Raw genomic sequence first — 12,305 nt, forward strand, 5'->3', positions numbered from 1 at the left:
CCCAACGCGGCTGCGAGCCGTTCGCGTCGCGAAATATTTAATCGGTTATTCGTTATCGCCGTCGCTGGCGGCGGCGGACGCCGTCTTATCCGTACGCGAGGTCGCGGGCGCGGCAGAGGTCGTCGTATATCTGTTGTTTATATGCGGGGAACCGCAACGCCGCGGCCGTGTGGTAAGTCGGTATGACGGTCATATCGCCGATTTTGTGAGAGGCGCCGCGCAACCGCGCCATCGACTCCTTAACGTTCAATATCGCTTGGGCCGCGTATAAACCCAAACATACGATAACCCGCGGCTTAATGACGGCGATTTGCTTGTCGAGGTAGGGGCGGCAGGCCGCGAGCTCCTCCGGTAGAGGGTCCCGGTTCTCGGGAGGTCGGCACTTTAAAAGATTGCAGATGTAAACCTCCGACCGCTTCAAACCGACTTGCTCGAGCAAGCGATTCAGCAATTGTCCGGCCCTCCCGACGAAAGGCAAGCCCTGGCGGTCTTCTTCCGCCCCCGGCGCCTCGCCTACGAACACTATCTCGGCGTATTCATTACCGTCGCCGTACACGGCGTGAGTCCGCTGGGAACCCAAACCGCACTTCCTACACTTTTCCACTATGCCGGCCTCTTTTCGAATAAGGCCCTCCCGCGAACGGTCCTCTTCCGGAGAAGTATCACCGGCCGCGCCTTTCCCCAACAACGTCGACGCATCCGTTTCGACGATTACCTCCCTCACCCCTAAAGCCCTTAGGTTCTCCGCCACCGCTCTTACGATTCGCTTAGCCGTCATTTAAGGTACTCCCCACAAACGCTCAAGCTCGTCGAGGATTTTTTCCGCGAGCTCCGCTTTCGAAATTTCGCCTATGTCTTCTACCCCATCGGCCGATATAATCGCCGCTTCCGCGTTCTCCGAGCCGAAACCAACGCCGGCACGGCCTACGACGTTCGCGACGACCAAGTCGACCTTCTTTTTCAACAGCTTATCCTTAGCGTTCTGAACTATATTATCCGTTTCGGCGGCGAACCCTACTATCAACCTATCACCCTTATTTACAGCTAGTTCCGAAATTATATCTACGGTAGGGGTTAAAGTAACATTAATTTTATCCCTGGTTTTCTTAACTTTATGGTCATGGGATTCGTCGAACCGGTAATCGGATACGGCGGCGGCCATTACCAGCGCGTCCGCGTCTTCGAACGCCGCCGCGGTCGCCTCGTACAATTCGGCCGCCGATTCCACTCTGATTACTTTAACCGTGCTCCCAAGCGCGGCCCGGTCGTCGCGGGCGCCCGAGAGCAACGTAACGACCGCGCCTCGCCGCGCCGCGCGCCGCGCGATTTCGTACCCCATCAGGCCGCTCGAGGGGTTGGTGAGTATCCGGACCGCGTCGAACCGCTCCCGCGTCGGGCCCGCCGTTACGACGAGTTTTTTACGGTCCAGCGCGGTTTTACCGTGGGCCAACCGGAGGATATCCTCGCCTACTACGGCTACGTCCGCCAACTTCCCTACGCCGACGTCGCCGCATGCCGTCCGTCCCTCTTCCGGCGGGACGACGACGTAGCCGAATTCGCGCAGCGTCGAGACGTTACGCTGAACCTCGGCCTTGGCCCACATCTTCGGGTTCATCGCGGGAGCGACCAGGCGGCCGCAACCGACCGCGAGCGCCACCGTAGTGAGAGCGTCGTCCGCGATGCCGGCGCTGAGTTTTCCGAGCACGTTGGCGGTAGCGGGCACGACCGCGAAAGCGTCCGCCCCCTCGGCGGCTTCCAGGTGGGCGAACGCGTGTTCGCGGGCGAACAAGTCCGTTATCGTGGGGCGGCCGGTTACGGCGTCGAAGAGACGCGGGTCGACGAGTTTAGCGGCGTTCGACGTCATCACGACCGTTACGTCGGCCCCCTCGCGGATAAGTAGGCGCGCCAGTTCGGCCGCCTTATAGATAGCCACGCTCGCCGATACGCCTAAAATTATCTTCATCGGACGCCGAGCCTCCTACTTAAACTATGACGTTCGGCCTCGATTATGCTCTTCGCCGCGGCGACCGCGTCTTCCAGGCTGTCGTTTACGACGAAATAATCGAAATCGACCGCTTCCCGGACCTCGAGCTCCGCCTGGGAGATACGGCGTTCGATGTCCGCCGGGTCGTTTTGCCCCCGAGCCACTAGACGGGCCCGCAACTCGTCCAACGAAGGAGGCAGGATAAAAACCGACGGCGCGGAGGGATAACGGGCCCTAATTTGACTTGCCCCTTGGACGTCGACGTCGAGTAGGGCGTCGCCGCGGCCCAGTTTTTCTTCCAGCTGGTCGCGGGACGTGCCGTACCGATAACCGTGCACCGCGGCGTACTCGACGAAACGGCCCTCTTTTACTAACGATTCGAAATCCTTTTCCGAAACGAAATAATAATCGCGGCCGTCGACCTCGTCGGGGCGGGGTTGCCTCGTCGTGTGGGAAACGGAAAAACTTATACCGGAAACGTCCTTTAAAACGGCGCGGCAGATCGTGGATTTGCCGGTGCCGGACGGCCCCGTGAACACGAACAGGCAACCCGGCCTCTTTTTTCTTATCAACGTAAATATATCCGCTGCGCCCTTTATTCCCAAAACTGTAGCAAAGCCTCCTCGAGCTCCTTTCCTCCCCTCAGCGGCCTGGGCGGGTCGACCGTAAAATCCACTATAAAGGACGGCTTCCGCAACGGCGAATACCCGGCGTCTAACGCGAGGGTCGACCGTTTCAATATCGTCGCCGGAACTTGCCCCAGGAGATAGGGCTCCTCCCCCCGCGCGTAATTCGCGCTCACCGAAAAAGCGAACTTACAGAATTTGAGGATGATTTTAATGAAGCCGCCTTTGGGGACGCGGAGCGCGACGCCGCCGCGGGCGTTGGTAAACGGCGGCCGCCAATCCCATTTGGCGTTGACGACCGCCGAAACCGGGTTGGAGACGCGACGGCAGAACTCCTCGATACGGTCCAAATTCTGCCGCGCCAGCAAACGGGCATATTGCCAGTCGGGCGCCAAGATGATGGACGGCTGGCGTCCCGGCCGGCCCTTGAGCGCGTATAACTTCCCCACCGGCTCGCGCCACGGCGTGACTTCGTTTCCGTCTCTTATTTTTGGAATATCTTGGGGGCGAAAAACCGCGGCCGTCAAGCTGTATACGGTATCGGCGGGCAATATTACCAGGTACCCGGCGTTTATCGCCGCGGCCACGAGGCCCACGCCACCGGCTACCCCCACCTTATCCAATTTAACGATTTCGGCCATAGTCTTTAACCCGCGCCGTCCTGCCCCTCGAGCGCGGTTGCCATTTTCTCGCGATATTCACGAAGCCGGACCGCGAGCTGCGCGTCCTGGAGGGCGAGGATGCGAGCGGCCAACAGCGCGGCGTTGACCGCCCCCGCTTTCCCGACGGCAACGGTCGCGACCGGGACCCCGGCCGGCATCTGCACCGTCGAGAGCAGCGCGTCGAGGCCGTCGGCGACGCCGCCCGGCATCGGCACGCCGATTACGGGCAACTCCGTCAACGCGGCAACCGCGCCGCCCAAATGAGCGGCCATCCCGGCCCCGCAAATAATAACCTTAACGCCGCGACCCGCGGCCTCTTCGGCGTACGCCCTTACCCGGGCCGGCGTCCGGTGCGCCGAGGCGACGCGTAACTCGTAACCGACGCCCAATTCCTCGAGCGTCGCCGCGGCGCTCTTCATTACGTCGAGGTCGGAATCGCTTCCCACCAAGATACCGACTGGAGACGTCTTGCCCATTGTCGTTATCCCCTCCTCCGCGCCACGGCTTTGTAGCCTATATCGCGACGGTATTGTATTCCGGCGAACCGTACGTGCCCCATAGCTTCGTACGCTTTCTTGATGGCGTCGGCAACGGTAACGCCGAGCGCGGTTACCGCTAACACGCGGCCGCCGGCGGTCACTACCTTATCCCTTTCCTCCGCGGTACCGGCGTGGAAGACGATGACGTCTTCCATCGCGGCAACCTTATCCAATCCCTTGATGACGAGGCCTTTGTCGTATTCGCCGGGATAGCCCTTCGACGCGGCGACGACCGCCACGGCCGCCCCCGGCCTCCACTCGAAATGATTAAACCCAAGGTTGCCGGCCGTCGCGCTCGCGCACACCTCGTAAAGGTCGTCCTGGAGCAAAGGGAGCACCGCCTGCGCTTCTGGGTCGCCGAAGCGGCAGTTAAACTCCAACAATTTCGGCCCTTCGAAATCCACGATCAAACCCGCGTAAAGGCAACCCTGATAAGGGGTCCCCTCGGCGGCCAGAGCGACAATCGCCGGTTCAATAATGGTTTCGGTAACCGTTTTGAGCGTCTTCCCGTCGATGACGGGCGCCGGCGCGTACGCCCCCATCCCGCCCGTATTAGGCCCGGCGTCGCCGTCTTTTAGACGTTTGTGGTCCTGCGACGGAATCATCACCGCTATATGCTCGCCGTCCGTGACGGCCAAAATAGACGCCTCTTCGCCGCCTATATAATCCTCGATAAGGATTCTATCTCCGGCCGGACCGAACTTCCTCTCGACCATAGCCGCCTCGACCGCGGCGTACGCTTCCTCCTCCGTCATCGCGACGGTAACCCCTTTACCCGCGGCGAGGCCGTCCGCTTTAACCACGCACGGCGCGCCGCTTATGTCGATATAGCGCCGAGCGGCTTCCGCGTCGTCGAATATCTCCGCCGGCGCCGTCGGTATGCCGGCCTTGAGGGCTAGTTCCTTCGCGAAAATTTTCGAGGATTCGATGAGCGCGGCTTGCTTGGTGGGCCCGAAGATGGGTAATTTGGCGGCGCGGAACCGGTTGACGATACCTTCTGCTAACGGCGCCTCCGGGCCTACGACCGTCAGGTCGACTTTCTCTTTCTGTGCGAATTTCGCGAGAGCTTCTATGTCGCCCGTGCCGACGGCGACGTTCTCGGCTATTTGCGCCGTACCGGCGTTCCCGGGCGCCGCGAACACCCTCCCGACCTGGGGAGATTTATGGAACGCCCACGCGAGCGTATGTTCGCGGCCGCCGCCGCCGACGACGAGGACCGATTTCTTTTTCTTCGACGCTTTGGCGACCATAATACCCTATCCTCTTAGACGACGCAGAAATCCGACTTCCCTATTTTCCTCAATGCCTGAAATGGCGCCTGGCCGCGAAGAACAGCGCGACGCCGTACTCCTTCGCGAGCTCGACGACGGCCTCGTCGCCTTTGGAACCCGGCGGTTGAACGATGGCCCGCACCCCGGCGCGACAGAGGGCTTCCGGCGTATCCGGCTTGGGGAAAAAGCCGTCCGACGCCGCTACCGCGCCCCGGGCGGCCTCGCCGGCGCGGCGAACCGCGTCTTCCGCCGGCCACAGGCGGTTGACGGACCCGGCGCCTATAGCCAACGTAACCGAGTCCTTAGCTATTACCACGGCGTTGGAGCGCGCGTACTTGGCCACGGTCCACGCGAACCGCAAATCCTCTATTACGTCCGGCGGCACCTCCGGCCCGGCCACCTGCTCCCACCGATCGCGCGCCGCGGGCCGCCGGTCCGTATCCTGGACCAATAGGCCGCCGAGGACGCTTCGGTACTCGAGGCGAGGCCGCGTGTATTTCCCCGCGAAAACGCGCAAGCGGTCGGTCCAACGCTTGGCGGTCCGTAAATACTCCACTACGCCTTTCTTAAACGAGGAAGCCGCGCAGATGTGGAAAAAGGTCCCCTTGGCCATCATGGCCGCCGCGGCGTCGTCGTCCACGGCTTTGTTAAACGCGACAATGCCGCCGAAAGCCGACAACACATCCGCGGCCCAGGCGCGCCGGAAAGCCTCCGCCGGCGTATCCGCCAGTGCGACGCCGCAGGGGCTGTTGTGCTTCACGACGACGCACGCCGGCCTTTGGAACTCGTTCGCCAAATCGACGGCCGCGGCCAGGTCGAGGAAGTTGTTGTACGAAGGCGCCGGCCCGGCGAGTTGTTTAAAGCCGGCAGCCCCGCCACCGTAGAGAGCGGCCCGCTGGTGGGGGTTTTCGCCGTACGTTGCTTCCGTTATCTTCTCGTATTCTAAAAGTAGATGGTCCGCGAACCTCTTCCGCCGCGGCGTCCACCCGCCGAAGTAGTTGGCGACGGCCGCGTCGTAGCGCGCCGTCACGCCGAAGGCCTCGCGCGCCAGCTCCCATCGCCAACCCACGTCGTTGCCGCCGGACCGTAAACGCTCGAGCGCCTCCTCGTACTGCGACGGCGACGACAGGGTGACGACGCGTTCGAAATTCTTGGCCGCGGCGCGCAGCAGCGCGACGCCGCCGATATCTATTTGTTCCACCGCCTCCCGTTCGGAAACGCGCGCGCCTTTCACCGTCTCCTCGAAAGGGTACAGGTTGACGGCGACGACGTCGATGGCCTTGATGCGCTTTTGGGCGAGCTGTTTGCGGTGGCCGGGCGTAGGCCGGGCGAGGATGCCGCCGAATATCTTCGGGTGCAGCGTCTTGACGCGGCCGCCCAAGATTTCGGGGAAGGCCGTTACGTCGGCGACTTCGACCGCTTCGACGCCGGCGCGGCGCAGACGGCGCGCCGTGCCGCCCGTGCTGATTATTTGATAGCCGAGCTCGGCCAAGCCCCGCGCCAATTCTACCGCGCCGGTTTTATCGTAAACCGCGACCAACGCCGCGCGCGCCGCCATTACTGATTCCCTCCTATCACCTTGGTTTCGATTCCGGCCTCTTCCATAATGGCCAACCCGAGCTCGTCCGGGTACTTCTCGGTCGCGACGACGCGCCGCACGCCGGCGTTGACCAGCATCTTCGCGCAAATCACGCACGGCGTACCGCCGTACACGTATATCGCCGCGCCGTTGCTGGAGACGCCGTTGCGGGCGCACTGTATTAAGCAGTTCTGTTCGGCGTGCAGGCCGCGGCACAACTCGTGTCGCTCGCCGGAAGGGACGTTGCTTAATTTCCGGATGCAAAAAGGGCAGTGCGGCAAGCCCGCCGGCGCGCCGTTGTACCCGGTGGCCAGGATGCGCCGCTCGCGAACCAGAACGGCGCCGACGTTCCGGCTCAGGCAGGTCGAGCGCTCCGCGACGAGCGCGGCGATGCCCGTAAAGTACTCGTCCCAGCTCTTCCGCGTCCGGAGGCGCACCGGCGGCGTCTCCGAGATGCCGAGCTGCTCGAGTAAAATGGCTATATCTTTAGGAAGGTCCATACGGTATCTCGCGCAAATTAGGGCGTTAGGGGGAACGGGTAGTCTCGGAACGCGCCGAGTATTTGGTATAAAAACCGTAAGTTGTTGGCTAGCTCTAAAACCAAAAAGCACGTTAACGCGCCCGCGAGTACGTAAAACGCTTTGGTCCCGGGCCGGCCGTACGGACGCAGCGCCAAAGCCGCCGAAGCCAGCAACGGAAACGCGGTGCTTATCGCGTACACGTATAAAGTCGTTCCGTAAAAAAAATAAAATGCTACGTTAAACGCCAACGTCAACAGCAACCCGATTAAAACGGGCGTCCGGTTTTCTTTGTGTCTGATAAAAGAGTACGCGGCCCAAATTATTAACCCGAGCCAAAACGCCGCCGCGATAAATCCCACCGGGCCGAACCGCGCGAAATCGACGTCGACGAAAGGTTTAAGCGGAAGGCAGAATTCGCCCGCGGAATACCACCGGACGACGGCCTGGGGCGCGACGACGTTATACAGGAACAAAACCCCCGCCACCGCCCTTAACCTCGCCCACAGGTAATTTAGTTCTAAGCCGCCGAAGTACTTGACGATAGGCGAGTAGGTGCTGAATTCGTAACGGTAAACCTCCGGGAGAAAGAAAACCGTCGAGCGCGGATACAGGAGCTTTTGTGCTACGCTGAGAACCGCTACGCAACCGGTTACGACCAGGCCGAAAACTATTGTTTTAATTAATACGGCTTTAAGACTAGCGCGTTTGTAAATACCGGCCGCAAACGCGAGGGCCGCGGGTACCAAGTTGGTCGTGGCCATCCCCGCCGCGAATACGGCCGCCGGCACAAACGCCGACGTACGACCCGGGGTAACGGCCGCCAAGAAGTAGAGTAATATTATCCCCAACGCGGCGAATATCCACGTCTCGGGCGTGGCCCCGAAAAAAATATGCGTCGACGATAGCCCCAGTATCGCGGCGTAGAGTACCGCGAAAAGCCACCCGAAACCCGCCCGCCGGAAGAAAGCACAAGTCAAAACGACGCACGCTGCCCCGGCCGCCGAATTCATCGCTACCGCCGCGACGAGCCTGGAGCCAAACCCTCCGCTGAGCAGTACGCCGACGGGATTTAAAAGTAAGACGAAGAGCGGGTGTGCATCCGTCCGGTCGTGATCGCCGGCCACGACCGTAAGATCGCGGACGACGCGTTTGTGGTCGGCGTTAAGCAGCGCGTTAACGTACTCGTACCCGCCCGCCTTTCCCAGCGCTATACCCCAACCGAAGTACAACCCCCCGAAGAGAACGAAAAGGGTTAAATATATAAAAAAAGTCTTCGCTAATACGCCGCTTTTACCTCCCATCGTCTTATCCGCATCCTCGCGAGGTCACACCAGCGCTACGCCCTCTCCGCTCGTGCATTCGCCCACGACCATACCCTCGCCCAACGCCTCGAGCGCGCGCTCCTCCTCGCCGCGGCCCACGACGACCAACATCCCCAACCCCATGTTGTAGACGCCGCACATCTCTTCTTCCGGGACGCCGCCCCATTCGGCGATCTTCGTAAAAATTTTGGGTACCGGCCAGCGGCTTTTCTCGAGCCGGGCGCCGACCCCCTCCGGCAAGACGCGTACGAGGTTGCCCGGGATGCCGCCGCCCGTCACGTGGGCGACGGCGCGAACGTCCACGCCGGCCTCGAGCAGCCGCATTACCTCCGAAACGTAGACCCGCATGGGCGTCAAGAGCTCTTCGCCCAGCGTCCGGCCCTCGTCGAAACGCTCGGCGTACTCCAACCCCTGCTCCTCGATGATCTTTTGTATGAGGGTAAAACCGTTGGAGTGAGCGCCCGACGACGCCAGGCCGACGACGACGTCGCCCGGGCGGACCCTCGAGCCGTCGATTATTTTCGAACGTTCCACTACCCCGACGGCGAAACCGGCGAGGTCGTAGCGGCCCGGGCGGTAAAACGTGGGGAGCTGGGACGTCTCGCCGCCCAGGAGCGCGCACCCCGCCTGGCGGCACCCCTCGACGATGCCCTTGACGATGGCCTCGCCCTGGCCGAGGTCCAAGCGGCCTACCGCCATATAATCCAAGAAGAAAAGCGGCCGGGCGCCGCAGCAGATGACGTCGTTGACGCTCAGGGCGACGAGGTCGATACCGACGGTGTGGTGATTCCCGAGGGCGAACGCTACCTCCAGCTTCGAGCCCACGCCGTCGGTCCCGGCCGCCAGCACGGGCTCTTCGTACCCGAGGTCGCTTATGTCCATCAGGCCGGAGAACAAACCGATCTCGCCTATTACGCGCGATTCGTCGAGTACGTGGGAGAGCCTTTTTATCCGGCCTACGAACTGGTCGGCGCCCGCCTGGTCGACGCCAGCTTCTTTGTACGTAACCACTAAAGTTTAACCTCCGAGCCGCCCTCAGAAATGCGTAAACCGTTCCGCGGCGTAGCGACGCCGCTTCGCGACGATGAAAATTAAAAACACCCCGACTACTACCACCGAGTAGTAAAAAGGCACGTCTATCGAGCCGAAGCGATAGTCGCCTTTATAAACCAAAGTAGTCGTCGCGACGAGGTGCTGCAAGGCCGCGGTTAGAATTAAAGACCGCGACCAGAAATAATACAACGCGTAGCCGAGGCCGAAAACCGCGAGGACCACTAACTGCGAGATATTACGTCCTTCGGGAAACGCGTGGAACTGGGCCACGTGATATACGACCCAGGCGAGCGCCGCTAAAGTCGCGGCCGGAGCCACGGGCATCCGCCGTTTGAACGCCGGTAAAAGAACGCCGATCGTCGCGGTCACCGACGCCAGGTGCATCGCCGCCGGGCCGAAAAACGTCACCGCCGCCGGGCCCCACGCCCGGCCTTCCGCGAAGATGGCGACGAGCATCTCCACCCGGGCGAACAGGAACACCGCCAATAGTACCGCCAACGCGTTATCGCCGGTACCGGGCGTAGGCCACACCGGCAACGTAAGACGCCCCCGCCCGGCGAGCCACAGCGGCGCGGCCAGGCCGACCAGCGTTACGGCGCCGACGAATAACAGGACCGCGCCGACGACGGCCCGCCCTTCCCCGACCGCGTCGGGCGGGCCGCCGAAGACGACGTTCGCCGCGGCTACCAACGCCGCGAACGCGACGAATATCGCCACCGCGTAACCGAGCGGTTCTTTCGTCTCCTCAGCCGTCATCATTAGAACATCTTGTCGCCGAACAACCTCGGCGTCATCATATCCTTCGCGAACTGGTCGTATATCGACGTCGGGTATTCGCCGGTGAAGCAGGCGGAGCAGAACCGCTCGGCGACGCCCTCTTCCGTTAGTACGTCGCCGCCGATGGCGCGGCGCAAGCCGCCGAGCGAGAGGTACTTCAGCGAATCGACGCCGATGTAACGCGCGATCTCGTCCACGTCCAACCTCGAGCCGATGAGCTCCTCGCGCGTTGGGGTATCGATGCCGTAGAAACAGGGCCACCGCCACGGCGGACAACTTATCCGGAGGTGTATCTCGCCCGCGCCCGCGTTGCGTACGATGTCGATAATTTTGCGCGACGTCGTCCCGCGTACGATGGAGTCGTCCACGATGACCAACGACTTCCCGGCGATTAGGTCTCGCACCGGGTTGTACTTCAGCCGCGTCCCGAAAGCGCGGATGCGCTGCTCGGGCTCGATGAACGTTCGCCCGATGTAATGGCTGCGAATGATGCCCAGCTCGAACGGTATGCCCGATTCGTCGGCGTAGCCGAGGGCCGCGCTGTTCGACGAATCCGGGACCGCTATCACCATATCCGCCGTAAATCCCGGCTTTTCTTCCCGCGCCAACGCCGCGCCCAGGGTTTTACGCGCTTCGTAGACGCCGCGGCCGAATATGTACGAATCCGGCCGCGAGAAATATACCAGCTCGAAGATGCACATCGACGGCTTCACGGCCTCAAACGGCCGAAGCGATTTTACGCCGCGGGACGTTATCTCCACTATCTCGCCGGGCTCGATATCCCGTTCGTACTTGGCGCCGACGAGGTCGAAGGCGCAGGTCTCCGACGCCACCACGAACGCGTTCCCGAGAGTGCCCAGGCACAGGGGCCGCCAGCCGTGAGGGTCCCGCGCCGCCACGAGCCGGTTTTCTTCCAAAAAGAGTACGGAATACGCCCCCTCCAAACGCCCCAGGGCGTTGGGGATAGCGGTCGTTAAATCGTGGTTCTCGTCGTGCGCGATGAGGTGGATTATAATTTCCGAGTCCGAAGTAGTCGTGAATATCGAACCCCGCTGCTCCAGCTCCTCCCGCAGCGGGAGCGCGTTCACGACGTTGCCGTTGTGGCACACGGCCAGCGAACCCCGTAAGTAATCTACCTTTACCGGCTGCGCGTTCGCGAGCGACGTGTCGCCCAGGGTCGAGTACCGGACGTGCCCTATGGCGGCATAGCCGGTCAGCCGCCTGAGCACTTCTTCGCGGAATACGTCGTTCACCAGGCCCAAGGCCCGGTACTGGCGTAGCCTTGTACCGTCCGACGCGACTATGCCGGCGGACTCCTGGCCGCGGTGCTGCAGCGCGTATATGCCGAGGTACGTCAACGTCGCGGCCTCGGGATGCCCGAATATGCCGAAGACGCCGCAAGCCTCTTTGGGATAATAGCGCTCTTTCATACGGGTAGGGACAAAACCAGGTTTATTATTGTATCGTTAATTGCTCGCGCCAAAAATCTTCCACCGCCGAAATAATATTGGAATACCTTTTGTCTTCCAGGTCTTCGGGGCCGGTTACCGTAAACGTATTGTCCTTTTTAACTTCTCTTACCCTGACGGTATAAGTAGGCTGGTCCCGGGAGCCTTCGGGTCCGTCTTCCAACATAAAAGCGCGGTTTTTATTAAGCTCGAGCCAAATCTTCTCGAAGGATTCGAAGTCGACCTTACGCTCCGCTATAACGTAGTCGCGGCTGTGGTATACGACTATGTACTCGACGTGGACGACCTTGAACTCGACCTCTTTTTCGTATATTTTAACGTTGAGTACTTTTATGGGGGACTTCCCGCCCGTCCGCGTGACGACGACCGCCCGGCGAGCATCGTCCGGTACGCTCGCATCGCGCGCCTCCACCTCCACCCGCTCGACCGGGTACAACTCCTGGCGCGGCAGCATAGCCGTCGGCAACAGTAAAAGCGCGATTAGGACGAGGATCATCTTGCC

General features: G+C 61.5%; 13 protein-coding genes. All 13 read right to left on the reverse strand.

What is annotated here, in order from left to right:
- Positions 1 to 85 precede the first annotated feature (85 nt).
- From VMX79_04190 to VMX79_04250, 13 genes are read right to left on the reverse strand one after another with little or no spacing between them, the layout of a single operon-like run.
- Positions 86 to 778 carry a uracil-DNA glycosylase gene (locus tag VMX79_04190; protein ID HUV86291.1) on the reverse strand — a complete coding sequence of 231 codons (693 nt, stop codon included), beginning with the start codon at positions 776 to 778 and terminating at the stop codon, positions 86 to 88.
- The gene (gene coaBC, locus VMX79_04195) at positions 779 to 1,963 is read right to left on the reverse strand and encodes a bifunctional phosphopantothenoylcysteine decarboxylase/phosphopantothenate--cysteine ligase CoaBC (GenBank protein HUV86292.1); all 1,185 of its coding nucleotides are present in this window, start codon (positions 1,961 to 1,963) and stop codon (positions 779 to 781) included.
- Positions 1,960 to 2,589: a guanylate kinase gene (gmk, locus tag VMX79_04200; GenBank protein HUV86293.1), complete on the reverse strand. Its 630-nt coding sequence runs from the start codon at positions 2,587 to 2,589 to the stop codon at positions 1,960 to 1,962. The genes coaBC and gmk overlap by 4 nt, the downstream gene beginning before the upstream one ends.
- Positions 2,580 to 3,251 carry a Sua5/YciO/YrdC/YwlC family protein gene (locus VMX79_04205; protein HUV86294.1) on the reverse strand — a complete coding sequence of 224 codons (672 nt, stop codon included), beginning with the start codon at positions 3,249 to 3,251 and terminating at the stop codon, positions 2,580 to 2,582. The genes gmk and VMX79_04205 overlap by 10 nt, the downstream gene beginning before the upstream one ends.
- 5 nt (positions 3,252 to 3,256) lie before the next feature.
- Positions 3,257 to 3,748 (reverse strand): 5-(carboxyamino)imidazole ribonucleotide mutase, encoded by a 492-nt coding sequence (gene purE / locus VMX79_04210; GenBank protein ID HUV86295.1) that lies wholly within the window; start codon positions 3,746 to 3,748, stop codon positions 3,257 to 3,259.
- A gap of 5 nt (positions 3,749 to 3,753) precedes the next feature.
- Positions 3,754 to 5,061: a phosphoribosylamine--glycine ligase gene (gene purD, locus VMX79_04215; protein HUV86296.1), complete on the reverse strand. Its 1,308-nt coding sequence runs from the start codon at positions 5,059 to 5,061 to the stop codon at positions 3,754 to 3,756.
- A gap of 49 nt (positions 5,062 to 5,110) precedes the next feature.
- Positions 5,111 to 6,640, reverse strand: a complete 1,530-nt coding sequence (purH, locus tag VMX79_04220; protein ID HUV86297.1) for a bifunctional phosphoribosylaminoimidazolecarboxamide formyltransferase/IMP cyclohydrolase — start codon at positions 6,638 to 6,640, stop codon at positions 5,111 to 5,113.
- A complete protein-coding gene (locus VMX79_04225; protein ID HUV86298.1) occupies positions 6,640 to 7,161 on the reverse strand; it encodes a dCMP deaminase family protein in 522 nt (173 codons plus the stop codon). The genes purH and VMX79_04225 overlap by 1 nt, the downstream gene beginning before the upstream one ends.
- A 17-nt stretch (positions 7,162 to 7,178) precedes the next feature.
- Complete coding sequence (locus tag VMX79_04230) at positions 7,179 to 8,483, reverse strand: hypothetical protein (protein HUV86299.1); 1,305 nt, start codon at positions 8,481 to 8,483, stop codon at positions 7,179 to 7,181.
- 24 nt (positions 8,484 to 8,507) lie between these two features.
- A complete protein-coding gene (gene purM / locus VMX79_04235; GenBank protein ID HUV86300.1) occupies positions 8,508 to 9,515 on the reverse strand; it encodes a phosphoribosylformylglycinamidine cyclo-ligase in 1,008 nt (335 codons plus the stop codon).
- A 24-nt stretch (positions 9,516 to 9,539) separates the two neighbouring features.
- Complete coding sequence (locus tag VMX79_04240; GenBank protein ID HUV86301.1) at positions 9,540 to 10,316, reverse strand: hypothetical protein; 777 nt, start codon at positions 10,314 to 10,316, stop codon at positions 9,540 to 9,542.
- Complete coding sequence (gene purF, locus VMX79_04245) at positions 10,316 to 11,764, reverse strand: amidophosphoribosyltransferase (protein HUV86302.1); 1,449 nt, start codon at positions 11,762 to 11,764, stop codon at positions 10,316 to 10,318. Before purF ends, VMX79_04240 begins: the two co-directional genes overlap by 1 nt.
- Positions 11,765 to 11,789: 25 nt before the next feature.
- Complete coding sequence (locus VMX79_04250; protein ID HUV86303.1) at positions 11,790 to 12,299, reverse strand: hypothetical protein; 510 nt, start codon at positions 12,297 to 12,299, stop codon at positions 11,790 to 11,792.
- Positions 12,300 to 12,305: the final 6 nt, after the last annotated feature.

The sequence above is a fragment of the bacterium genome, from assembly GCA_035529855.1.
Lineage (GTDB): Bacteria > RBG-13-66-14 > B26-G2 > WVWN01 > WVWN01 > WVWN01.

Coding starts and splice junctions, on each gene's coding strand:
- VMX79_04205 (HUV86294.1), bottom strand. CDS start 3,251: ATGGCCGAAATCGTTAAATTGGATAAGGTGGGGGTAGCCGGTGGCGTG.
- purF (HUV86302.1), bottom strand. CDS start 11,764: ATGAAAGAGCGCTATTATCCCAAAGAGGCTTGCGGCGTCTTCGGCATA.
- VMX79_04230 (HUV86299.1), bottom strand. CDS start 8,483: ATGGGAGGTAAAAGCGGCGTATTAGCGAAGACTTTTTTTATATATTTA.
- VMX79_04190 (HUV86291.1), bottom strand. CDS start 778: ATGACGGCTAAGCGAATCGTAAGAGCGGTGGCGGAGAACCTAAGGGCT.
- coaBC (HUV86292.1), bottom strand. CDS start 1,963: ATGAAGATAATTTTAGGCGTATCGGCGAGCGTGGCTATCTATAAGGCG.
- VMX79_04225 (HUV86298.1), bottom strand. CDS start 7,161: ATGGACCTTCCTAAAGATATAGCCATTTTACTCGAGCAGCTCGGCATC.
- purD (HUV86296.1), bottom strand. CDS start 5,061: ATGGTCGCCAAAGCGTCGAAGAAAAAGAAATCGGTCCTCGTCGTCGGC.
- VMX79_04240 (HUV86301.1), bottom strand. CDS start 10,316: ATGATGACGGCTGAGGAGACGAAAGAACCGCTCGGTTACGCGGTGGCG.
- purE (HUV86295.1), bottom strand. CDS start 3,748: ATGGGCAAGACGTCTCCAGTCGGTATCTTGGTGGGAAGCGATTCCGAC.
- purH (HUV86297.1), bottom strand. CDS start 6,640: ATGGCGGCGCGCGCGGCGTTGGTCGCGGTTTACGATAAAACCGGCGCG.
- VMX79_04250 (HUV86303.1), bottom strand. CDS start 12,299: ATGATCCTCGTCCTAATCGCGCTTTTACTGTTGCCGACGGCTATGCTG.